Origin of the sequence: Virgibacillus sp. W0181 (assembly GCF_051846915.1) — a bacterium.
Taxonomy (GTDB): domain Bacteria; phylum Bacillota; class Bacilli; order Bacillales; family Amphibacillaceae; genus JBPYCR01.
Map to the genome: position 1 here is coordinate 74671 of NZ_JBPYCR010000004.1, position 25122 is coordinate 99792.

A 25122-nucleotide genomic window follows, 5' to 3' on the forward strand; every position below is an offset into this window, starting at 1 on the left:
ATTAAATCAAATATGATAGAATATTTGTAATGATACTAAAAATAAAAGAGTGATGCTAAAACTAAACCTATCCATTATTATAAAAAAGTGTAAACGGTTTCAGCTATTATTTACTCGTTTTCAAATTCAACGACCTTATCGTATAGGAGGATTCGTATTGATTAAAATTCAATTAGTCGTTCCACGCAAAGATTATATAAGCGCTTCATGGAAAACGTTTCTTAAATCATATGAAAAAGAAAACGACTTACAAGAAGATTTTGAAGTGGAAGAATTAGTAATCCCTGTTGAGAAATTGCATGAGCATCAGTACGAGGCAGATGTCATTATATCAAGAGGATTATTATCCAAAAAGTTAAAAGGTTTTAAGCTACAAATACCGATCGTTGATATTCCTGTTCAGGGAATTGATTTAGTAAGATCCTTATTTGTCTGCCGCCGTGATTTTGGTAAAAAGAAGGTTGCCGTGATTGGTGCCTCTAATATGATTTATGGAGTCGATAACTTACAGGAAATTGTTGATCTAGAAATTGAGCAATACTATTTAAATAATCTTTCTGATATTCCGTATTTAGTTGACAAGGCTAAGGATGAAGGATGTGAATTTGTTTTGGCAGGAGTTAATACATGTGAATATGCGAAAGAGCAAGGGTTACAAGCAGAAGTAATTCAAACATCTGTTGATTCTTTTCATCAAGCATTAAGAGAAGCGGAAAGTTTGGCAGTTGTTAGTAGAACAGAACAAAAAAAGACACAAAGGTTCCAAACAATTTTGGATAACGCATATGAAGGTATTATAGCAATTGATCTTATGCAACGAATTACAGCACTTAACAATGCTGCTCAGCGTATTTTACTCATTGAGCATCCGAAGCTTATTGGTGAGAAAATAGATAACATTATTACTAAAAGCGGATTATTGGATTTAATTACAAGTGACCAAGATTATAAAGAAGATATAATAACATACCGTTCTGTCCAACTATCTGTCAAAAAAGTTGCTATTTACTTACGGAATAATAAAGTTGGCGATATGATTGCCTTTCAAGATGTAACAGGAATAGAAGAAATGGAAAAGAAGATTCGAAAAAAGATCTATTTAAGAGGGCACGTTGCTAAACATACTTTTGAAAAAATCATCTCACAAAGTGAAGTCGTGCAACATACAATTGAAGTTGCAAAAAAGTATAGCAAAGTTGATTCAAATATTTTAGTTATTGGAGAAACCGGTACAGGTAAAGAAGTGTACACACAAAGTATTCATAACTTCAGCAAAAGAAGGAATCACCCTTTTGTGGCGGTAAACTGTGCAGCATTACCAGAAAATTTATTGGAAAGTGAATTATTTGGTTATGTTGAAGGGGCATTTACTGGTGCTGCAAAAGGTGGAAAAAAGGGTTTTTTTGAATTAGCACACCGTGGCACAATATTCTTAGATGAGATTGGTGAAATATCGGTGAATTTACAAAGTCGGTTACTTCGCGTTATACAAGAGAGAGAGGTAGTACGTATCGGAGATGATAAAGTTATTCCGATAGATGTTCGGATTATTGCAGCGACAAACAAAAACTTACTTGAGCTTGTGAAAAACAATGCGTTTCGTGAAGATCTTTATTATAGATTGAGTGTATTGAATCTACATTTACCCCCGCTACGAGCGTGTAAGAAAGATATCCCGTTAATGGTCAAATCATTTATAAAGAAATATACCTTGACCAATCAACCTATTCACGTTACGGAAGCTGCTTTGGAGAGATTAAGTAAAGAAAAATGGGAAGGAAATGTCCGTGAGTTGCAAAATTTTTGTGAACGATTAGCTGTACTTTGTAAAGATAATGTTATTGATATTACAGACATCAATGCCTATTTACCAAAACAAGACGCTTTTATTTATGAAGAAAAAATGGAACCTAGAACTGATCTGAAAATGATACCAAAGTTTGAAAGAGAACAATTAATTGAAGTGTTAAAGGAGAATCACTTTAGACGAGAAGACGCAGCAAAACAATTGGGTGTAAGTCGTACAACGTTATGGCGAAAAATTAAAAAACACAAACTCGATATATAGAAGAATGAGTTTCTTATTCCGACGAATTTTGAAACGTTTTGAAACATAAAGATCTATATTGTTTCAAGTGGAACAATTTAAGTGATTAACATTTCTGAATAAGTCCGTTAAATCAATGGATGTAAATTGGCATGATACTTGCATTGATTTAAGGGAGATAGAAATTATCATTTTAAAGGAGTCCGCTATGAATAAAACAGTATACATTCCTCTAGACATTGAAAAGGAGGGAAAAGAATATTTAATACAAAAAGGTTACCAATTAAAAATTGCAGATAATGTAAAAAAAACCACGTTGGTAGATGATGTGGGAAATTGTGATGCTATATTGACCAGATCAAATGCTATGATCGATGCGGATGTAATCAAAGCGGGAAAAGATTTGAAAGTGATCGCAAAATATGGAGTAGGTTTAAACAACATTGATGTAGAAGCTGCTACAAAACAAGGAGTGTATGTTACAAATACACCCGAAGCAAACGCAAACGATGTAGCAGAACATGCGATGTCACTTATCTTAAATCTATCAAAAAAATTAATGATTATGGATAAAGAATTAAGGAACGGTAATTTTGATATTCGTAATATTGTATATAGCGAAAGTCTTGAAGGTAAGACACTTGGAATCATTGGTCTTGGCCGAATTGGGAAACTAACAGCAAAAAAAGCTTGTGATGGGTTCAATATGAAAGTTCTAGGATATGACCCTCACGCCAAGCATTTTCCGGAAATGATTAAACGAGTAGATGATCTGAAGGAAATTTTACAAAAATCTGATGTGATTAGTTTACATTTACCACTCTTGGAATCTACGAAACATATTATAAGTACAAAAGAGTTTAAATTAATGAAAGAGAGTGCTTTTTTTATTAATACTTCACGTGGAGGAACTGTAGATGAACTGGCTCTTGTTGAAGCGCTGAAAAGTAAAGAAATAGCAGGAGCAGGGCTTGATGTTTTTGAAATGGAACCACCTGATACAAATGCGGAATTGTTTACATTAAACAACATTATTGTGACACCCCACAGTGCAGCATTATCAAAGGAAGGCTCTGTAAAAATGGCCGTACATGCTGCCATGCAAATCGACCAAGTACTTAATGGACAAAAACCTTCGTGGCCAGTAAACACGATTAGTCAATATTCGTATACGGGGGAATGAATGGTGCTAACAATTAATGAATCGCGTTTTTTGAAAAACTTTGCTATCAGTTCTTCTATCGGAGCAACGAAACATAATGGATTACATCGTTTGACATTGTCTAAAGAAGATAAACAAATGCGTGACGTATATAAGAAGCAATTACAAGAAGCAGGCTTAAAAGTTCGCATAGATGATTATGGTAATATGTACGCTCGTCGGGAAGGGAGACAAAAAAATGCCCCGGCTGTAACATTTGGTTCCCATTTAGATACGCAGTTTAATGGAGGTAGATTTGACGGCGTACTTGGTGTATTGGCTGGTCTGGAAGTAATGGAAATCCTTAATGACAAGCAGATTGAAACAGATTTTCCTCTGGAATTAATCAACTTTACGAACGAAGAAGGAGCACGGTTTAATCCGCCGATAATTGGCTCCGGAGCTGTTACGGGACAGTTCTCCAAAGATTATGTTTACAATTTACAAGATGAAGAAGGCGTGCGTTTTGAAGATGCCTTAACAGACATTGGGTATAAAGGTAAAGAAGAAAACCGTTTAGGCGAAACAAAATGTTTTGTCGAACTTCATATTGAGCAAGGGCCAATTTTAGAAAATGAAAATAAGGACATTGGCATCGTTCAAGGATTACAAGGACTAACCCGCTTGAATGTCGTGGTTAACGGTTTTACAAATCATGCCGGGGGCGCAAGAATGAAAGACCGTAAAGATGCCCTTCTAGCAGCTGCTCATATGATTGTAACCGTTAACAAAATGACAGAGGAAATAGAAGGTTTGAGAATAACGGTAGGTAAAATCAATAATTACCCGAACTCCATCAACGTTATTCCCGGTAAAGTATCATTTGTGATTGATATTCGCCATCCTAATGATGAAATGAAAAATAAATCAGTCAAACTAATACAGGAACGCCTGCAGAAAGTTGCGGGTGAAAATAATGTGACGTGTGAAACAAATGTTGATTGGGCGTACGATATGGTGCCATTTGATCAGGAGATCATTGAAAAAATTAGCGATTCCAGTAAGGAATTAAACTATTCAATGCTCGATTTATACGGTGGGCCGGGCCATGATGCAAAATACATGAGTACATACACACCTACTGGGTTAATTTTTGTTAAAAGTATAGATGGAATAAGCCACAATGAAAATGAATTAACGGAAGATGGTGATTTGATCAAAGGGGCTAATGTTTTATTGAACACCATTTTAAAATTGGCAACAAATTAAAAGAAAAAGGAGTTTTGTAATGTTTATTAATGGAGAGTGGATAAAAAAGGAAGAAAAATTGTCTGTATATAACCCTGCTACAGGGGAAGAAGTTTTTCAAATGGATCATGGAACTGGTGATGATGTAAAAGATGCAATAACAGCAGCGGATCATGCCTTTAAAACGTGGTCGAAAACAGCTGCCCTTGAGAGGGCTAACCTATTACTTGCTATTTATCAGAAAATGGAAGCACGAAAAGAAGAACTTGCGCAAGTGATTACAAAAGAGATGGGAAAACCAATTAGTGATGCACGGGGCGAGACACAATCGGCTATTGATTATTTTCGTTGGTTTGCAGAAGAAGCAAGGCGTGTTTATGGGGAAACTGTACCAGCAAGTACGAGTGACAAAAGAGTACTTGTTATTAAACAGCCTCTTGGTGTAGTTGGAGCAATTACACCGTGGAACTTCCCTTTATCGATGATTGCGAGAAAAGTAGCACCAGCGTTGGCTGCAGGATGCACAATGGTATTGAAACCTTCAAGTAAAGCGCCACAATCAGCTGTTGAAATGACGAAAATTTTTGAAGAAGTAGGTCTTCCGAATGGGGTTTTTAATTTGGTCATGGCCAAATCTTCCGAAGTAACCGACGTGTTAATGGCGAGCAAGGCGGTGAGGAAAATTACGTTTACCGGATCAACAAGAATCGGTAAATTGTTAATGGAAAAAGCCGCAAAAACTGTGAAAAGAATATCGATGGAACTTGGTGGTCATGCGCCGTTTATTGTATTTGAAGACGCGAACATTGAAGCAGCCGCTAAAGATATTTTGGCTACAAAATTTAGATGTTCTGGGCAGATGTGTACATCAACGAACCGCGTTTTCGTCCATGAAGATATAGCGGATAAGTTTACAAAACTGTTGACGGATAAAGTGAAACAATTAAAAATGGGCAACGGATTAGATGAAGAAACATCCGTAGGTCCGGTTATTGACAAAAATGCGGTCCAAAAAATTCAATCGCAAATTGACGATGCAGTTTCAAAAGGTGCAGAAGCAGTAACTGGAGAAGTGAATTTAACCGAAGCAGAGCAAGCAAATGGTAATTTTATTCAACCGATGATTCTTAAAAATGTATCACCAAATATGGACATTTTTACGGAAGAAACGTTTGGTCCAGTTGCACCAATTATTACATTTTCATCCGAGGAAGAGTTATTGGATATGGTTAATCATGAGGAATATGGTCTTGCTTCTTATTTGTATTCAAACAATATGTCCCGTGTCATTCGAATGACAGAAAACCTAGAATATGGAATGGTTGGAGTTAATGATCCATTGCCATTTGTCGTTCAAAGTCCTTTTGGAGGCGTGAAAGAAAGTGGCGTAGGAAAAGAAGGTGGACATCAAGGAATAGATGGGTATTTAGAAGAGAAAATGATTTCGATTAAATACGAGGAGTAGAGCACAATGCTATAAATGAACACCAAACTTATATAAGTATATCATTTTGGAAGATGGCTAATAAAAACATATACATAACAATGCAGAATTTGGGGGCGATTTGTATTGGTTTTGCTTACGATCGATGAACTGCAAGATGAGAAAGTTAAGGAGATAGAAAGCATAACTGGCAAAGAAGTTCATTTATTGCGCGGGGAAAAAGACATTCTTTATGAAGCTATCGAGATTATGATTACTTACGGGATTGACGAAGATTGGGAATTAATTGATTTTGATAAATTACCCAATCTAAAGTGGATTCAAGTATTCCAAACGGGAATTGAGCAAGTGCCAATACAAGAAATTGAAGAGCGAAATATAAGACTGACAAATGTAAGAAATATATACGGTTCACCAATGTCTGAGTATGTAATGAGCATCATCTTGTATGAACTCAGGGATTTAGCACGGTTCATTCAAAATAAAAAAAATAAAAAATACGATCGTACGAAATTAGTCGATGAAGCGGGATATAAGACAATTGGTATATTTGGGACTGGCGACCTAGGAGTAGAAGTGGCCAAAAAGGCGAAAGCGTTCGATATGAATGTATTAGGTTTTAACAGTAATGGCAGACCAGTTGAGTATTTTGATCAGACGTTTACTTGGGAACAAAAAGAAGAAATGATTCAGCAATGTGATTTTATTGTTTTGCTCTTACCATTGGTTGATCGAACATATCATTTTTTGACTGAGAAAGAATTTAACATGATGAAAGATAATGCTTATGTGATTAATGTCGGTCGAGGTCCCCTTGTAAAAGAAGAAGCTTTACTGGAAGCCTTGGAAAATAACGTCATAAAAGGGGCAGCAGTGGATGTTTTTTATGAGGAGCCGTTACCGGAGTCAAGTCCTTTGTGGGAGGCTAATAATTTGATATTAACACCTCATTTGTCGGCTAAAACAACACACTTTTTTGATAGAAGTATCGCTATATTCCGAGAAAACTATCAATCATTTAAACGTAACGAAGCCCTTAAATTCGAAATAGACTTTATTAAAGGATATTAAAGTGTCATATTTTTTCACTTACTAAAATGAGGTGTTACCTTGATGGAACCAGACACAATTTATTTTAATGGAGAAGTTCACACACTGGATTCGGAAGATAATGTGTATGAAGCAGTAGCAGTAATAGATAAGAAAATAACTGCGGTTGGATCGAATGATGAGATTTTGAAATTACAATCTAAAGAAACGCACCTGGTCGATTTAAACTGTCAAACAGTTCTTCCAGGATTTACGGATGCGCACATTCATCTGTTTTCTTTAGGATTTAATTTATCTTATGTAGACTGTCAACTTGATTCGATCGAAGAAGTTGTAGAAGCAATAAAAAAACGCGCTCAAACTGCTAAATCTGAAGATGAATGGATTATTGGGTGGGGTTTTGATGAATCGAAATATAAGGAAAGAAGAAAGCCGAACAAGTTGGACTTTAAAGATGTAAAAAATCCAGTTTATATTACTCGATATTGTCTCCATGAAGCTGTCATCAATGAAGCGGGGATTCAAAAAGCGAATATTACAGTTCAGACAGCCATTGATGGCGGCTTCATAGACCGTACGGACAACGGAGAAGCTACCGGGCTGCTTGTTGAAAAGGCGAAAAATTTAATCGAAGACGTCTTGCCACCGTATACCTATGAAAGTATGAAAAAAGCAATAAGTCTTGTAAATCAATATTTATTGGAAAACGGAATTACAACTGTACATGATGCCGGATTAGGGTTTTTAATTGATTCGGAGAAAGAATTTGAAGTATTAAAGGAAATGAGTGAGGCAGGCAACTTACAAGTGAAAATTTATGCCATGGTTTTGGCGGAATATTACAGTGATTTTTTAAAGAAATATCAGAATCAACAATCCGAGCAGCTGAAAATCGGTTCATATAAACTATTTGCCGATGGAACATTAAGTGGAGGTACAGCTGCTTTAAATGCACCATATAAAGATACAGAAGAAAAAGGCATGCTTCTTTATACAGATGAAGAATTGAAAAACAAAATGAAAGTCGCATATGACTTAAATAAGCAAGTCGCGATTCACGCAATTGGAGATCGTGCGATTGATCAAGCGGTTCGAACGTTTGAAGCATTGCAGCAAGAATATCCGAATCGGGATGATCGCCCGAGAATTGAGCATACAACGGTTTCTAATGATGATATACGAGATCGGATGAAAAAGATAAATGCGACACCTATTCCACAGCCGCTGCTCATTTATATGGCAGGAGATATGTACAACTTGGAAAAAGAACGGTTAGATAATGTGTTTGCCGTAAAGTCGTGTATGAATCAAGGGTTAAAGCCTGCGGGCAGTTCAGACGGCCCCGTAGTCGATAGTTCTCCTTTTTTGGGGATGCACGCCTTGATGACAAGGGAGACAATTAGTGGAAAACCGGTTGGGAAAGACCAAATTATTGATGTAAAGACAGCAGTGAAGATGTATACGAATCATGCCGCTTATGCCGCTTTTGAAGAGGATGAAAAGGGGAGTATTGAAGCGGGAAAATATGCCGATCTCGTCATACTGCCTGAAGGGTTTATGAACTTCTCCGCGGAAGAGGTAAAACAGACAAAAGTCAAAATGACAATTGTAAATGGCGAGATTGTATATGAAAAAAAGCCATGCGTACTATAAATAACTAGTCTAAAAGATTGTTCAAATAGTTTCATAAAACTCTTTGAACTTCTGCACCGCCTTGAATATCATTGCGATTTATTCTGTCAAATCAGTGATTTGAACAGGCACTTTAAAGAACCTTTATTCAATATATAAAATCAATATACATTTTTAACGGAGGGATTTTTAATGACAAATTTATCTAAAGAGCAATTAATGGAATTGGACAAAAAGCATTTTTTACACCCGACATCTAATATCAAGCAACAACAGGAAGATGGCCCACCTATTATTTTTAAAAAAGGGGAGGGAATTTATTTAGAAGACATCGATGGAAAAAAATATATTGAAGGCATGTCTTCATTATGGAATGTCAATGTTGGTTACGGAAGAAAAGAACTAGCTGAAGTGGCTAAGGATCAAATTACAGAGCTTCCTTTTAGTTCAGCATTTTCCAATTATAGCCATGAACCAGTCATCAAATTATCTGCTAAAATTGCGGAACTTACACCCGGCGATTTAAACACCGTGTTTTTTACTTCTGGCGGATCCGAATCCAATGACTCGGCGATTAAAATTGCACGTCATTACTGGAACATACAAGGTAAACCTGAACGAAGAAAGATTATATCGCGTAAAAAAGCTTACCACGGAGTTGCATTGGGTGCGACATCTGCAACAGGTATTCCTGAATTTTGGAAGTTCGCTAGTGTTTCACCTGAATTTTTTCATGCTGAAACGACGTCAAGTGATGAGATAAGAGGCATTATTGAAAAAGAAGGACCGGAAACAATTGCTGCATTTATGGCAGAGCCTGTTGTTGGTGCTGGTGGAATCATTATACCTCCTGAAAATTACTTCAAGGAAGTAAGAGCAATCTGTGATGAGTACGATATTTTATTTATTGCGGATGAAGTAATTACCGGATTTGGTCGAACTGGAAAATGGTTTGGAATTGAAAATTGGGGTGTTGTTCCGGATATGATGACCATTGCTAAAGGGGTCTCAAGTGGCTATATTCCGCTAGGTGGAGTTGTCTTATCTGAAAAGATCCATCAAACATTGGCTGAAAAAACAGAAGGGACGATGTTCCATGGTTTCACATACAGTGGACACCCAGTTGCAACCGCTGTTGCTTTGAAGAACATCGAAATTATTGAAGATGAAAATCTAGTTGAGAACGCACGAGCCATGGGTGAAGAGTTGATTAATGGTTTCAAGCAACTTGAAAATGAGGTTCCTGTACTTGGAAATGGTCGTACAGTGGGATTATTGGCTGCTATTGAAGTTTATAAAGATGCGAAAACCGGAGAACGATTTGAAACGAAAATAGCTCCTCAAGTGGTAGCGGAGGCTGTAAAACGGGGACTTATCTGTCGTTCTGTCATTTATAACGAAGCTGATACAGTTGTTTTAGCGCCACCATTAATTATTAATAAAGAGCAAATCAAAGATATGTTAAATATTTTAAAGGAATCCGTTGAAGCAGCGGTAGCAGTGACGAATTAAAAACTTAGTGTCGGAAGGGTTGGTATGTTCAAATCAACCCTTCTTCACCTAAAACGTAACTGGAGGAAAAAGATGCAAAAGTTATCGGGAGGGCACACAGTTGTTAAAGTATTAGAAACAGAAGGAGTAAAAAAGGCATTTTGCGTACCAGGTGAAAGTTATTTGGGTGTCATTGATGGGCTATATAAGCACCCGGAAATTCAACTTATTTCGACACGGCATGAAAGTGGGGCTTCTTTTATGGCAGAAGCATATGCAAAAGCTTCTGGTGATGTTGGTGTATGTATGGCTACACGTGGGCCAGGAGCAACCAATTTATCCATCGGTTTACATACAGCTATGCAGGATTCTACACCGCTTGTTGCATTGATTGGGCAGGTTGAGCGCCCATTTATAGATAAAGAAGCGTTCCAAGAAGTTGATTTTAAAAGTTATTTTAGTCACTTGTGCAAATGGTCTGTGGAAATTAATGATGTTGATCGAATACCTGAATTATTGCATCGTGCCTTTTACGAGGCTCGTTCAGGTCGTCCGGGTCCAGTAGTTGTGTCTTTGCCTCATGATATGTTGGAAGAAATGACCACATACAAACAAAATAAACCAATCGTCTTTAACCGCCCAATTGCAGATTTACAGACTGTTCAACGCGTTGTTGATGAGATAAACAATGCAGAATCCCCTTTTGTGATTGCAGGGGGAGGAGTAATAATTTCACAAGCTCAAAAAGAGCTTGAAAGATTTGTAGAACAATTGAATTTGCCTGTTGCTTCAGCTTTTAGACGGTTTAACGTATTGTCAAACCTTCATAAAAATTATGCAGGATGGCTTGGATTTGGATTAAATAAAAAAATGGCAGAATCTATTAAAAACGCGGATTTAATTATTGCAATCGGTACACGGCTATCTCAAGTGACGACGCAAGATTATACGTTGCTTGGAGAAAGTCCAAGAATTATTCAGATCGATATTTGCGAATCCTCGATAGGGAAGGCGTACAATGTTGAATTTGGAGTCGTTTCAGATGCGAAGAGCTTCTTACAAAGTGCTATATCCGTTATAAATGAGAATGAAAACATAGAAAGAGAAAAACGTGTAAATGAAAATAATGATCGATATATTAAGCATTCCACCCCACCGGGATTTAAAGGGGATACACAATATGCCGAAATGAATAGCATTATGGATGATATGATGTCGGCTGTTCCAGAGAATAGTATTATAACGAGTGATGCCGGTAATTTTTATGGATGGTTAGCCAAGTATTTTCGTTTCACGGACTCGAAACGCTATATTGGACCAACCTCAGGAGCTATGGGATATGGCTTACCTAGTGCAATAGGCGCAAAGGTGGCGCATCCTGATCATACCGTTATTTCTTTTTCAGGAGATGGTGGTTTCATGATGACGATGCAAGAGCTTGAAACAGCGGTTCGTGAAAGGATTCATGTCATTTCAATTGTCATTAATAACAATATGTACGGCACGATTCGTGCGCATCAAGAAAATCATTTTCCTGGAAGAGTGTTAGCAACACCTTTAACGAATCCAAGTTTTTCAGAAGTAGCTAAGTTATATGGATGTAATGGGGCAACCGTCTCGAAAAATGAAGATTTTTTACCAGTGTTTTATGAAGCATTACGCAGTGACAAACCTTATGTAATTGAATTGGAGACTGACCCCGGTATCCTTTCGGTAAATCAAGTCGGTGATTAAGAATTGCACTGGCGATATGTTGAAAGTATCTAGGATGTTACAGGAAGGATAGGTGAAAAAATGGAGCATCTTATAAATAATCGAGTACAACTGCTTGAAGCGTCATTGATACGAGAATTTTCAGAGCGTGTACAACAATTTAGCAATAGCATTAATTTAACGATAGGTCAACCGGATTTTAATACTCCGACTCACGTAAAAGAAGCTGGTAAAAAAGCAATTGATACGAATAAAACCGGATATACGAATAATACAGGGTTGCCGGAATTACGACAGGTGGCATGCCATTTTATCCGGAAGAAATATGGCTTATTGTATTCTTGGGAAACCGAGACGATCGTAATGAATGGGGCTACTCAAGCATTAGATACCGTATTTAGAACCATTTTAGATGAAGGGTGTGAAGTCATCCTTCCAGGTCCTGCATATCCAGGTTATCAACCGTTAATTGAGATGTGTGGTGCGAAACCTGTTTTTGTGGACACAAGCGATACTGCATTTAAAATTACAGCTAAATTAATTGAGGAACATATAACAGAAAAAACCCGATGCGTTCTTCTTTCCTATCCCTCTAATCCAGTAGGGACAGTATTATCGAAAGACGAATTAAACGAAATTGCAATGCTATTAAAAGAAAAGGATATTTTCATAGTTTCAGATGAAATTTATAGTGAATTAATTTATGAAAAAGAACATTGTTCCATTGCTTCTTTTCCGGAAGTAAGAAACCAAACAATTGTGATAAATGGAATCTCTAAATCACATGCAATGACAGGCTGGAGAATAGGTTTTTTATTTGCTCCTGAATATGTAACAAACCAAATGTTAAAAGTGCATATATTTAATACAACATGCGCTTGCTCGATAAGTCAGGAAGCAGCTGTAGAGGCACTAACGAATGGTTTAGACGCTCCTATTGTCATGAGAGAAGAATATAGCAAAAGAAGAGATTATGTATATGAGCGATTAATTTCAATGGGCTTGCAAGTGACCAAACCAGAAGCTGCCTTTTATATATTCCCCTCAATCGAACCATTTCAAATGACATCTTTTAAGTTTACAAATTTACTATTGGAAAAGGAACATGTAGCTGTTGTTCCAGGTGCTGCATTTTCGTCGGTTGGCGAGAATTACATTCGAATTTCATTTGCTAGCTCTATGTCCGTACTTGAAGAAGGGTTAAACCGAATGGAGCGTTTTGTAAACGCTTTAGAGGTAAAAGAAGTCATTCGAAAATAAAAACACTTAAATCTAGACAACTATCTACTCGATGCTCATTCGGGATTAATTTAAGGGGGGTGGTTGCATATTTAATATTTGAGGGAAGGAATAGGGTGTCAGTTAAGCATGATTTTCGTGTAACATATTTTTTTAATAAAAGGGGATAAAAATATGTCAAAGAAAAAAGTATTTTATTTATTGCTAAGCATTTTATTCATCGTTTTTTTAACGGCGTGTGGTGGAAATAATGAAGCGTCTTCAAATGAATCAACGGATAACGATTCAAATTCAGTAGATGCTGCGACGGAAGAAGAGACGGATACGGACCAGGAAGCTGAGGAGGAAGAGGAAGCTACAGTATCGACTATCGAAGAAGGTAAACTAACATTTGGATCCAGTGGATTGTTTAAACCATTTAACTACGAGGATTTAGATGGGAATATGACCGGTTTCGAAGTTGATCTTGGAAACGCCATAGCTGAAGAAATGGGATTAGAGCCTAATCCAGTCTTCACGCAAGATTTTGGAGCATTAATTGAAGAGGTTAACAGTGACCGTTTGGACGTAATTATGGGAAGTTTAACGATAACTGAGGAACGTGCGGAAGCGGTTGACTTTTCTGATCCTTACTACTTATCAGGTGGAGTTATTTATACACATGAAGATACAGAGGGAATTTCAACATTAGAAGATCTGAAAGGGAAAAATGTCGGGGTAGTAGCTTCGAGTACGTATGAAGAAATTGTTCTCGAATATATTGATGAAGAAAATCTGTCAACATATCAAAGTGATAATGTAGCTTTACAAGATTTAGCGGCTGGAACAGATAGACTGGATGCGGTCATGACCGATAAATTCGTCGGACTTATCCAAATAGAAGACCAAGATTTGGCGATAAAGCCGGTGTCTGATCGGGTGTTTGACGAGAATATTGGAGCGGCAGTTAAAAAAGGGAATCAAGAATTATTAGATGAAATTAACCGAGCGTTAGAGGCGATTATTGAAAATGGCACATATGAAGAAATCAGTAATGAGTGGTTCGGAGAAAATATTTTAGAATAGTTATTTTGTGCGCACATTTTTGTGCGCACATCTATTTCCTAATAAAATAAAAGGTTTATGGAGGTGCAATGTTTTGTCGTTTTGGGAACTTTTTATTGAAACAATCCCCGGATATAAAGATGCTATACTTGCAACAGTTAAAATTACATTTTTAGGACTTTTAGTTGGTGTAATCATTGGCTTGATTTTTGCCTTTTTGAAAGTTTCCAAGTATAAATGGTTACAGCTAATAGCAGATTTATATATTAATATTGTTCGTGGAACACCACTGGTAGTTCAAATTTTTGTCTTATATTTTGGACTAGTTCAATTTGTTGATCTCGGAAGGTTTTTATCAGGCGGGATTGCTTTAGGAGTACATAATGGTGCATATATTGCGGAAATATTCCGAGGTTCCATTCAATCTATTGATCGAGGGCAGTCGGAAGCAGCTAGAAGTCTTGGTATGAGTTATAGTTTATCCATGCGGAGAATTGTATTACCTCAAGCATTAAGGCGAGCGATCCCTCCTCTTGGTAATCAGTTTATTATTGCACTTAAAGATTCTTCATTAGTTGCATTTATAGGATTTCAGGAATTATTTAATCGTGCTCAACGTATCCAATCAGCAACAGGATTAGCAATGGAATCGTATATTATTGTAGGAATCTATTATTTAATTCTCGTTCTAATACTGTCCTTTATTGTCAATCGAATTGAACGATACTTAGCAAGAGGTGAGCGATAATGAACAATACGAATTTAATGATAGAAATGAAAAACATAAATAAATATTTTGGTAAGCTCCATGTGCTAAAAGATGTTGATTTAGAGGTGAAAGAAAAAGAAGTAGTTGTATTAATCGGAGCAAGCGGATCTGGCAAAAGTACCCTTCTACGTTGCCTCAATTTCTTAGAAATAAAACAAAGTGGAACAATTGCTTTGGAAGGAAAAGAAGTAGATTTAAAGAAAGATGATTTAAATAAAATTCGAATGCGAACTGGAATGGTTTTCCAGCATTTTAATTTATTCCCACATATGACGGTAATGGAAAATGTAATAGAAGCACCTGTTCATGTAAAGAAAATCAAGAAGGATGATGCGATAAAGTTAGGCGAGGAGAACTTAAAAAAGGTCGGTTTATTAGATAAGGCCAATGTGTATCCTAACACACTGTCAGGAGGCCAAAAACAACGTGTAGCAATTGCCCGTGCGCTCGCAATGAAACCGAATATTATGTTGTTTGACGAACCAACATCAGGTCTTGATCCGGAGTTAGTGGGAGAAGTACTGGAGGTAATGAAAGATCTTGCCCAAGAAGGTATGACAATGGTTGTCGTAACACATGAGATGGGGTTTGCACGGGAAGTTGCTGACAGAATTGCATTTTTAGACAAAGGAAGAATTGCGGAAATGGGAACACCAGAACAGATATTTGATCATGCTACAGAACAGAGAACTAGGGAGTTTCTCAGTAAGGTATTATAAAGTTGAAATAAATAGTTGGTTTACCTTATAAAAGGAGTGCTTTATTCATAAAAGCACTTTTTTATTTTGGCTGTTTTCCGAAAGACTGGAGCAACTATTGAAAAGAATTGTCGGAAATAAAAGCCTACATGAGAATGTTCTGGACCTGTAGCTGTAGATCCATCGAAAAGATTTAGTCGTCAAAGCGTAGTTTATTTCCAGTGATTCAATCAACAACTAAGATTTTCATCCATTTGTATCTTATATGAATTGTTAATTTTTACTTTAATAGGGAACTATATTATTAAAATAGTTCGACTAAGTAGATCAGCAATTAGTCTGGATTATTAAAAAATTCTTGTTTATTTTTAAAAAGATGTTTACTTTAATAAATTTATATAATATAATAATAAAAAGTTGCACTAGGTAAACAAATGATGCTTTGGTAAAATAAAAGAGGTATACGCAATAATGAAAAAAGACTAACTTTTATAATGAAATGGCTTTTGCAAGTCCATTGAGAATCTAAGGATATAAAATAATGCACTTATAACTCTTCCATATCATATATAAATTAAAGATGACTGTTAGACATAGTACATGACCCCTTTTTAACACTAAATGTTGCATTCGGTGAAAATAGTGACATAAAGTCAACTAAACTTAAATGGAATGGACAAAGGAGAATAAACGAATGACAAAAACGATAGAAGTAGATAACCTGAACGTTTCTTATTTCGGAAAAGAAGTGATCCATAATGTAAGCTTTTCATTTGAAACGGGAAAGCTGATCGGCATTCTTGGACCAAATGGGGCTGGAAAATCAACAATGATGAAAGCTGTTTTAGGTTTGATTCCACGTGACAGCGGAAAGATAACGATGGAAAATCAACCTTTAAAAGCTGTTCAAAAGAAAATTGCTTATGTTCCACAACGATCGAATATTGATTGGGATTTCCCCATTATTGTAAGAGATACAGTGTTGTTGGGGACATATCCAAAGCTTGGCTTGTTTCATCGGCCTAAAAAAGAGGATCGGGAATGGGCACTCGAATGCCTTGAAAAGGTAGGAATGGAAAGTTATGCAAAAAGTCAAATTGGAGAATTATCCGGTGGACAACAGCAGCGTGTATTTTTAGCACGAGCATTAGCACAGAATGCCACTTATTTCTTTCTAGATGAGCCGTTTGTTGGAATTGATGCGGCGAGTGAGGAAGTGATCATTAATATATTAAAAAACATACGTGATGAGGGAAAAACGGTATTTGTTGTTCATCATGATTTATCAAAAGTAGAAAGTTATTTTGATGACCTTATTCTAATAAATAAAGAAATTATCGGTTGCGGATCGGTGCAGAACGTATTCCAGCCGACATTAATTCAAAAAGCATATAATTCTCCATTTGGTATGATGGCAAGCTTGGGAGTGGAAGTATAATGGAATTTTTTCAGGATTTAATGAATTATGGATTTTTGCAAAAGGCCATGATCACATCGATTATGGTTGGCATTATTTGTGGTGTAATTGGCAGTTTTATTGTACTTCGGGGGATGGCACTTATGGGGGATGCGATTTCCCACGCCGTTTTACCGGGGGTAGCCATTTCTTACATGCTCGGAATTAGTTACTTTTATGGCGCAGTCGTTACAGGGGTACTTACAGCATTAGGTATTGGGGTCATCACTCAAAACAGTCGTGTAAAAAATGATGCGTCAATCGGACTTGTGTTTTCGGCAGCCTTTGCTTTAGGAATTATTTTAATTACGCTGGTGCAAAGTGCAACCGATTTGACACAGATTCTTTTTGGTAACGTTCTGTCCGTACGTACGTCTGATATGTGGCTAACAATTATTGTAGGTGCCATTGTACTGCTTGCTGTCTTTGTTTTTTATAAAGAATTGCTCGTGTCAAGCTTTGATGAAACGATGGCAGCTGCATACGGGTTAAAAGTGCGGATGATTCACTATGGCATTATGGTTTTATTAACACTTGTTACGGTTGCGTCTCTACAGACGGTTGGTGTCATCCTTGTCGTGTCTATGTTAATTACCCCTGCTGCAACCGCATATTTGTTAACGAACCGACTATCAACGATGATTTTCATGGCCGCATTTTTCGGTGCTGCTTCAGCAGTCATTGGCATGTATTTTAGTTTTGTTTACAATTTGCCATCAGGACCGGTCATTGCACTAGCAACTACTGCAATATTTGTACTCGCGTTTATCTTTGCACCAAAACAAGGTGTGCTATGGCGTACGTTAAAATCCAACAAAAACAAAATAGTGTTGGAAAAGTAAATGCATAGCAAGAAGTTAAACATATAAAAAAATATATAACATCAAAGGAGCGTAAGGGAATAATGAGAAGTATGATCAAGGCTATGATTTTAGCGTGTTTGGCATTATTTGTCTTCGCAGCTTGCGGAAACGATAATGGTGGACCAGAAGAGACGGATAACAATAAAGCAAAGGATGCAAGCAACGGTGATAAATTGCAAGTTGTTTCCTCATTTACGATTATCGCTGACGTCGTGCGCGAAATTGGTGGCGATAAAGTTGAAGTCCACAACCTAGTACCAACCGGAACAGATCCGCATGAGTATGAGCCTTTGCCGGAAGATATTAAAAAAGCAACAGATGCGGATGTATTGTTTTATAACGGCATGAATCTGGAAGGTGGGAAAGATGGCTGGTTCTTTAAAATGATCGATTCGGTCGGGCAGGACGAATCGAAAGTATATAGTGTTACAGAACGTGTAGAACCAATGTATTTAGAGGATAAAGCTACGAAAGAAGAAGAAGTTAATCCTCACACATTTATTGATCCGGCTGCGGGGATTAAAATGGCCGAAGATATGCGTGATGCTTTTATGGAAGTAGACCCCGACAATAAAGACTATTATGATGATCGGGCGACGGAATACTTAGAGCGACTCCGTGCCATTGACCAGGATTATGAAGAGAGATTGGGAGAAATCCCTGAAGAGAATAGGGTGCTTGTAACGAGCGAATGTGCATTCCAGTATATGCTTGATCATTATGGATTGGAAGAAAAATGTATTTGGAAAGTGGATACAGAGGAAAATGGATCTCCGCAACAAATAAAATCACTTGTATCTTATATCAAGGATCATAATGTCCCTGTATTATTTGTGGAATCGAATGTGGATCCACGGCCAATGGAAACAGTATCTCAAGAATCCGGTGTGGAAATTTTTGATATACCGATTTATTCGGATGAAATAGGAAGTCCGGGAGATGAAGTAGATACGTATGTTAAATATTTAAATTATAACATTGACGTTATAAGTGAAGGATTAAGTCAATAATTAATAAATAAACTGCACCTCAACAATGGGGTGCAGTTTTTCGTTTGTTATAACTATTTTTTATCTATTAAATATGTGTTTCCGTCTCGTTGTTCAACTTTTTTCATTTTCATTAAATTTCCAAGTGCGCGCTTGAACGCTGATTTACTCATTTGAAAGGTCGCACGTATATCTTCCGGATCGCTTTTATCGGTAAATGGAATGATCCCATTATGCGCTTCTAAATGTGTCAAAATTTGTTTTGCATCATCTTCCATTCGTTCATGCTTCAAAGGCAACAATGACACATTGATGGAGCCGTCTTCTTTCACATCAATTACACGGCCGTTGACTAGCTCACCTAAACGAGGTTCACGCTTGCGTTCCGTATGATGGATAAATCCGCGGTGATTATTTTCTGTAATTACCGCACTACCTTCTTTACTTGTAAAATAAACCCGTCCGCTTATGGGAGTGTTTATTTTCATTTCCAGGGCTGCTTCCCAAAGGTGGGAAAAGTCGCTCTCTGTTGCTGGAATCGCTAGTAAACGCCCTTTGCGATCTTTTCCTAAAGTAACAAAGAGCAAATCACCCGGCTTAGGCCAAACAGTTTGAAACAACGGAAGATCATCAACCGATACGAGCATGTCTTTTGTTGTTCCGATATCTACAAACACCCCTAAATGTGGAAGAACATCCTTTACAGTCGCCCAGCCATATGTATCCATTTGTATGGAAGGAAGCTTCGTTGTGGCTATCGTTTGTCCATTTTTATCCGTGTATAAAAATATATCCACTTCTTCTGTTGATTCCAGCTCATTTTCTGTTTCATTATGGTGAAGCAATGCTTCGGCTGCACCTTTTTGCAAAACATAACCTGTATCAATTTTGCGTAATACGTACATTGTTTGGATGGTTCCAATTTTTATGCTATCCATGCTATTTACCTGCTTTCATTTATTTAAGTAGAAAAATTAGAGAAATGGGGATTCCTTATTTCGAAATTTAACTGCCCAACTTACATGATCATGTTCTTTTGTGGAAGTATTTGTAAAGCTTGCTTCTTTGCAAAATATCTTTTCACGTTCATAAATCGTATTGGAAAAGGGGCCCTTTTAGTATGTTATAAGGACCCCTTTCATATGAAAAGTAACAAATTAGTTTTGTTTTATTTCTTTTTTGAAATTCATTTCGTTTTTATTTTAACAGATAAGAAAGTACACATTTTTGCGCATAGCTGTCTAGCTTAATCGCCCAGAAACTAGGCGACTTCCCGCAGCGCCTTACGATAAAGAAGACTTGACGACTGGCTTTAGACAGAGGCCTAGTCGCCCTTATGCCCTTGGATGAAAGTCATCATCGATTCGCTATGCTCATCGTGATTCCTTTATCTCAGTTGCTTCGGTCCAGTCACTACGTTTCTAAGCGGGGCGCTTGCGCTTTTCTTATAAAATTATCGGTTTGCAACGTCCGAATAAGATTGAATTTCATATTTACCGCGGTCTTTTTCCACTGGTGTTCTCTAACTTAAGCAACGTAAGCCCTACCTGCTCTTACGTCCTTACGACCCTTTAGTCGCGCCAGTGTGAATAAGCATCTACAAAAACAGTGCGTAGAAAGCCAGATTGCTTATTTGTTACTTCAATAATCTATTATCTCATTATTGAGCACGTTTGTCAAAAATATACACTTTGACAAAGTGACTGTATTTAAATTCAACTTCAACTGATTTCCCATCTACACGCCGTGCGTTCTGTTTCGACTGTAAACTTTCGTAGCTATAAAACCAATTATAATCATAGCTGTTGCAAGGATTCCACCTTCAAGCCCAAACGATCCGCCCGTTAGTATGGCACTTCCTTCTGAAATATCTACTTCGTAAATACCATAAGGGGTGGTTCCGCTCACTGCGAAGCCGAACACATTTCCCTGAAAATAATTCCATGTTATATGGTAACCGATTGGAAGGAGCAGACTTTTCGTAGTATCAAACATATACGCAAACAACAAGCCGACGAGAACAATGTTCATCAAACCAAAAATACTGACATTTGGATTTGCTCCATGAACTATACTAAAGAGAAGGGCCGACACAACATAGATGACCCACTTTTTATTTCCTTTAGAAGCCATCGTATTCATCACGTAACCTCTAAAGAACAATTCTTCAAAAATGCCGACAAGCAAAAACATAATAAGAAAACTGAATGTGAAGACGGTTATTTGTGGGTCGGAAAAAGCATTGAGTAAAACGACATTTCCAGATACATATAAAATGAAAAAAATAACGGATATAGAAACGGCACCGAGTAAAAGTCCAAAAACCAAGTCTTTAACTGGACCAGAAAATCCTAATTTCGACAAATCCCTTTTATTTATAAATCGCCATATGAGTAGTGTTGCAATGATTCCACCTGTCGTACCACCTCCCTGAGCGAGCAGGAGAAACCATGGATGAAGATCGAGAATACCACCTGATGGAACGGCCCCCCCTTGATTTGTCCATGCAGCCAATAAAAGACTTCCGGGAATGGAAAATAAGCCTTGGGCAACAAACATTAGAGTGAAGGCAATTAAAATAATCCATCCTGAACGAACGTCACCGTTTTTGTTTTTTAACATGGTTTGCCCCCTTACATGAATAGCAGTTGATCGATTTCTTTAAATCACCTTTCAGAATTCTCTTTTCGTATAAAATTGCTCAGATAGTTTCATCGATAAAAACAGTAAAATTAAGGTGAAGATGCAAAGTAAAGTATACGGTTGAAACGGAATATACTTTTCCACCAACAGTTTAAATCCTGGATCAAGATCGTTGAATATAATCACATCATCCATCTTTAGCACATGAACAAGTGGATCAAGGATGAAAAACGTTCCGAGAAAATAAATTACTAAAATAATGCTAATCGAAAAAAGGACAGATTGGAAATAATATAGCAATGGCAAGGAGAAGCTCATGATTAAACTGCTAAGGCAAAGTACGGTCACAATATCTCTCCAACCATATACATAATAATCTGTTTCAAAAATAGCTGAAAAAACAATCATGACTACCCATTGGTATAATAATAGAATTAGAGCGAACAACAGTAAAGAAACATGGCGACTTTGTACGATACGCTTCTTGGAAATAGGCAAGCTGACGAGATAACGATTCATTTTCCCTGTATGGTCAAAAATAAATAGCGAAATCAGAATAGCTAAAAAAACAATAAGAAATAAAAATATAGGAGGAAGCGTAACGAAATAGGCAGCTGCGAGAAATAGTAATATAGAAATATACATCCATGTACTGCTATACAGTACATGTTGCTTCAATAAAGCGAGCATTTTATCACCTGTCTTGTCAAGATTTTATTTGGCTGTCAATATATACAGATACTACGGGTCAAAAGGTATCTTGTCTCCTGAAAATAATTGCCGATACGTGATAAGAGGCATACAAGCATAAGCTGGCTAAGAGCAATGGAGCGAGAATCGGCTGAAAATCGATAATATAAAGAACACCTAACAGCACATAATCAATGTATGGGAAATGGGTATTACCTGCTGCGATAGCAAAGCCGAAAGCACCTATAAAAAAAGTGATTAATGTTATTGTGGATGCTATGATAAATGAACGGAATAAATAAAAAATGGGAACAGCTACGCTCACCACTATACTAAGCCCTAAAATTGTGAATACAATACTCGTGCCATTTAATGGCTGTTCATCCAAATAAGGAAGTCCTCCATGTGCTAACCAATCAATGAGCCATTGATACAATAAAAATAATGTTAAGAATAGAACGAGTACGGTGTATTTCGTAAACACAATGTTTTGTGTTGTAACCGGCAAACTTTTCAGAAAGACGTTCACCTTGTTTTTACGTTCGTAGTAAAACGTATTCGCGACTGTAAGGAGAACAACAGTTAAATAGATAGTAGGCCTTGGCAGGTTCAATACATAACCAATTGGAACGTAGAATAGAAAAAATAGTAAGCTCGCCGTATGTAAATAGGCCTCTTTTTTTAGTAAGTTAATCATTATCTATCCCTCCAGCTGCTTTTCTTTCGTCATAAAATACATTAAATCTTCTAAAGTAGCTGGTTCAATTAGAACTTCCTCGTTAAATGGCTCAAAAAGCTGTGGATCTCCTTCGAACAAAGCTTCAAAACCGAACGCTGTTTCTTTATATCCATGAAATAGATTGCGAATGTCGTTATCCAATAGTGCTTTTTTTCCTTTTACAATATGAAATTTTTCCCGGATTTCCTCCATTGATTTTTGCAAAACAATTTGGCCGTGATCGATAAAAATAATGTAGTCCGCGATTCGATCTAAATCGGTCGTTATATGCGTAGATAGAAAAATCGTTTGTTTCTCTCGCACCATCAATTGCTGCAGCAAGTCAAGCAGTTCTCGGCGGAAGATAGGATCAAGACCAGACGTTGGTTCGTCCATAACGATAAACAATGGCTCGTGGGCAAGCGCAAAGAGAAGCGAACATTTCATCTTCATTCCTTTTGAGAAATGCTTGATTTTTTTCTGGGGAGATAGATTAAATTGTGCTATATATCTTTGAAAAAGCTTCTCATTCCAAGTATCATACAATGGTGCGATAAAAGCTTTCATTTTTTTAATTGTAAACTCTTCGTACATATATAAATCATCGTAAACAAAACCGACATGCTGTTTTGTCGAATGGTTTTTATGTGACGTTCCAAACAGTTGAATATCGCCATCATCCAGCTGTAAGATGTCCATCATAAGCTGAATAGTTGTCGTTTTTCCACTGCCGTTCGGACCGATGAATCCTGTTATATAGCCTTGCGGAATCGTCATTGACAGGTCTTCAATCGAAAAATGTTTTCTGTTTTTCGTTACGTGCTTAAATTCCACTGCATTCATTTACATATCCTCCTCATAGTAGACGTCAAGCAATTCTATGATATCTTGCTTTTTCAATCCGAGTTTTTTTGCAGATAAAATAATCTTTTCCAGATCATTTTCCAATTCCCGCATTTGCCACTCTATTAATACGTGGGGTTGCTGTCCGGCGACAAATGTACCTTTACCGACTGCTGATACAACATAGCCCTCCTGCTCAAGGTCTTCGTAGGCTCTTTTGGTTGTAATAACACTGATTTTCAATTCCTTTGCTAGCAGACGCATAGAAGGTAACGCATCACCCTCCACCAGTTTTCCGGTAAGTATATGCTGTTTAATTTGTTCTTTAATTTGCATGAAAAGCGGCTCTTTACTATTTGTATTCAATAAAATATTTATCATGGATGGAATCACCTCCAGGTCTATGGTGATCAAATCAATCTATATTGTATATACACATTATACATAATATACACATACGTGCAAGTGGGGAAATAAAAATAATTTACGAAAGTTGCGAATAGTGTAATCCTGGTGCGATAATGGATAGTAGAGTAGGTATTAAAGAAATATCATCATAAAATATAAAATAAGGGGTGTTTTAAATGGATTTGCATTTAAAAGAAAAAACCGTACTCGTAACCGGGGCAAGCAAAGGTCTTGGAAAAGCAATTGCACTTGAATTTGCCCGAGAAGGATCACATGTATTTATTAGCAGTCGAACGGAGGCGTCACTTCAGGAGACCGTTGAGGAGATTAAGAAGGAAAGCGGCAATAATCACGTTCAATATGTTGTATGTGATATGAAAGATAAAGCGCAAATTAAGCAGTTGGCAGAACAGGTAGGCAAACAAAGTAATCGAATCGATGTGCTGGTCAATAATGCTGGTGGACCGCCCGCCGGAGGGTTTATGGATATGGATGAAGAAGATTGGTATCATGCTTTTGAACAAAATTTGCTCAGTGTCGTTCGCATGACTAAAGAAGTGATTCCTTACATGAAAGAGCAAGCAGAAGGCCGGATTGTGAATATTACATCCTCTTCGATTAAGCAAAGTATCGATCAATTAATTTTATCAAATACGATGAGACCGGGGGTTTTGGGATTAACAAAAAGCCTGGCACAAGAATTTGCTGCCAATAACATTTTGGTTAATACGGTCGGTCCGGGAATGATCGCGACCGATCGGACCATTGAGTTGAATCAGGCGTGGGCAAAAGAAAAGGGAGTAGAAACGGAAGAACTTATCCAAGAGGCAACAGCTAAAATCCCAATGAAAAGGTATGGGCAGCCAGACGAATTTGCCAAAATGGTTGTATTTTTAGCTTCTGGTGCGAATACATACATTACCGGTCAAGGATTAGTTGTGGACGGCGCACTCGTGAAAGCACTATGACGAAAGGCTCAAAGTAATAGGATGATTT

22 protein-coding genes are annotated in these 25122 nt (G+C 37.2%); 16 read left to right on the forward strand and 6 right to left on the reverse strand.

Annotation, left to right across the window (positions count from 1 at the left end; translation table 11 throughout):
* The first annotated feature begins 157 nt into the window (after positions 1–157).
* From ACLIBG_RS03420 to ACLIBG_RS03490, 15 genes are all read left to right on the forward strand, one after another.
* On the forward strand, positions 158–2068 hold the full coding sequence (locus tag ACLIBG_RS03420) for a sigma 54-interacting transcriptional regulator (protein WP_439311312.1): 1911 nt from the start codon (positions 158–160) through the stop codon (positions 2066–2068).
* A gap of 187 nt (positions 2069–2255) precedes the next feature.
* A complete protein-coding gene (locus ACLIBG_RS03425; protein WP_439311313.1) occupies positions 2256–3230 on the forward strand; it encodes a hydroxyacid dehydrogenase in 975 nt (324 codons plus the stop codon).
* Positions 3231–4457: a Zn-dependent hydrolase gene (locus ACLIBG_RS03430; RefSeq protein ID WP_439311314.1), complete on the forward strand. Its 1227-nt coding sequence runs from the start codon at positions 3231–3233 to the stop codon at positions 4455–4457.
* 19 nt (positions 4458–4476) lie between these two features.
* Entirely contained in the window at positions 4477–5901 is a 1425-nt protein-coding gene (locus ACLIBG_RS03435; protein ID WP_439311315.1) for an NAD-dependent succinate-semialdehyde dehydrogenase, read from the forward strand.
* Positions 5902–6006: 105 nt separating this feature from the next.
* On the forward strand, positions 6007–6951 hold the full coding sequence (locus ACLIBG_RS03440; protein ID WP_439311316.1) for an NAD(P)-dependent oxidoreductase: 945 nt from the start codon (positions 6007–6009) through the stop codon (positions 6949–6951).
* A gap of 42 nt (positions 6952–6993) precedes the next feature.
* The gene (locus ACLIBG_RS03445; protein WP_439311357.1) at positions 6994–8583 is read left to right on the forward strand and encodes an amidohydrolase; all 1590 of its coding nucleotides are present in this window, start codon (positions 6994–6996) and stop codon (positions 8581–8583) included.
* 171 nt (positions 8584–8754) lie between these two features.
* Positions 8755–10074 (forward strand): aminotransferase family protein, encoded by a 1320-nt coding sequence (locus ACLIBG_RS03450; protein WP_439311317.1) that lies wholly within the window; start codon positions 8755–8757, stop codon positions 10072–10074.
* Between the two features lie 72 nt (positions 10075–10146).
* The gene (locus tag ACLIBG_RS03455; RefSeq protein WP_439311318.1) at positions 10147–11787 is read left to right on the forward strand and encodes a thiamine pyrophosphate-dependent enzyme; all 1641 of its coding nucleotides are present in this window, start codon (positions 10147–10149) and stop codon (positions 11785–11787) included.
* A 60-nt stretch (positions 11788–11847) separates the two neighbouring features.
* Positions 11848–13026 (forward strand): aminotransferase A, encoded by a 1179-nt coding sequence (locus tag ACLIBG_RS03460; protein WP_439311319.1) that lies wholly within the window; start codon positions 11848–11850, stop codon positions 13024–13026.
* A gap of 153 nt (positions 13027–13179) precedes the next feature.
* Entirely contained in the window at positions 13180–14070 is an 891-nt protein-coding gene (locus tag ACLIBG_RS03465; protein WP_439311320.1) for a transporter substrate-binding domain-containing protein, read from the forward strand.
* Positions 14071–14143: 73 nt separating this feature from the next.
* Complete coding sequence (locus ACLIBG_RS03470) at positions 14144–14797, forward strand: amino acid ABC transporter permease (RefSeq protein WP_439311321.1); 654 nt, start codon at positions 14144–14146, stop codon at positions 14795–14797.
* Positions 14797–15537 carry an amino acid ABC transporter ATP-binding protein gene (locus ACLIBG_RS03475; protein ID WP_439311322.1) on the forward strand — a complete coding sequence of 247 codons (741 nt, stop codon included), beginning with the start codon at positions 14797–14799 and terminating at the stop codon, positions 15535–15537. The genes ACLIBG_RS03470 and ACLIBG_RS03475 overlap by 1 nt, the downstream gene beginning before the upstream one ends.
* A 673-nt stretch (positions 15538–16210) precedes the next feature.
* Entirely contained in the window at positions 16211–16954 is a 744-nt protein-coding gene (locus ACLIBG_RS03480; RefSeq protein WP_439311323.1) for a metal ABC transporter ATP-binding protein, read from the forward strand.
* Positions 16954–17814 carry a metal ABC transporter permease gene (locus ACLIBG_RS03485; RefSeq protein ID WP_439311324.1) on the forward strand — a complete coding sequence of 287 codons (861 nt, stop codon included), beginning with the start codon at positions 16954–16956 and terminating at the stop codon, positions 17812–17814. Before ACLIBG_RS03480 ends, ACLIBG_RS03485 begins: the two co-directional genes overlap by 1 nt.
* Positions 17815–17876: 62 nt before the next feature.
* Positions 17877–18845, forward strand: coding sequence for a metal ABC transporter solute-binding protein, Zn/Mn family (locus ACLIBG_RS03490; protein WP_439311325.1), 969 nt, complete (start codon positions 17877–17879; stop codon positions 18843–18845).
* Positions 18846–18898: 53 nt separating this feature from the next.
* On the opposite strand, the gene ACLIBG_RS03495 is transcribed toward ACLIBG_RS03490, so the two are convergent.
* From ACLIBG_RS03495 to ACLIBG_RS03520, 6 genes are all read right to left on the reverse strand, one after another.
* Complete coding sequence (locus tag ACLIBG_RS03495; protein WP_439311326.1) at positions 18899–19762, reverse strand: CvfB family protein; 864 nt, start codon at positions 19760–19762, stop codon at positions 18899–18901.
* A 799-nt stretch (positions 19763–20561) separates the two neighbouring features.
* Positions 20562–21446, reverse strand: a complete 885-nt coding sequence (locus tag ACLIBG_RS03500; protein WP_439311327.1) for a CPBP family intramembrane glutamic endopeptidase — start codon at positions 21444–21446, stop codon at positions 20562–20564.
* Positions 21447–21497: 51 nt separating this feature from the next.
* Positions 21498–22157, reverse strand: a complete 660-nt coding sequence (locus tag ACLIBG_RS03505) for an ABC-2 transporter permease (protein ID WP_439311328.1) — start codon at positions 22155–22157, stop codon at positions 21498–21500.
* A gap of 58 nt (positions 22158–22215) precedes the next feature.
* Positions 22216–22854 carry an ABC-2 transporter permease gene (locus tag ACLIBG_RS03510; RefSeq protein WP_439311329.1) on the reverse strand — a complete coding sequence of 213 codons (639 nt, stop codon included), beginning with the start codon at positions 22852–22854 and terminating at the stop codon, positions 22216–22218.
* Between the two features lie 3 nt (positions 22855–22857).
* A complete protein-coding gene (locus ACLIBG_RS03515; RefSeq protein WP_439311330.1) occupies positions 22858–23718 on the reverse strand; it encodes an ATP-binding cassette domain-containing protein in 861 nt (286 codons plus the stop codon).
* The gene (locus ACLIBG_RS03520) at positions 23719–24099 is read right to left on the reverse strand and encodes a GntR family transcriptional regulator (RefSeq protein WP_439311331.1); all 381 of its coding nucleotides are present in this window, start codon (positions 24097–24099) and stop codon (positions 23719–23721) included. It lies immediately after the preceding gene.
* 203 nt (positions 24100–24302) lie between these two features.
* Here ACLIBG_RS03520 and ACLIBG_RS03525 point away from each other — a divergent pair, with 203 nt between their 5' ends.
* Positions 24303–25094: an SDR family oxidoreductase gene (locus ACLIBG_RS03525; protein ID WP_439311332.1), complete on the forward strand. Its 792-nt coding sequence runs from the start codon at positions 24303–24305 to the stop codon at positions 25092–25094.
* The last annotated feature ends 28 nt before the right edge of the window (positions 25095–25122 follow it).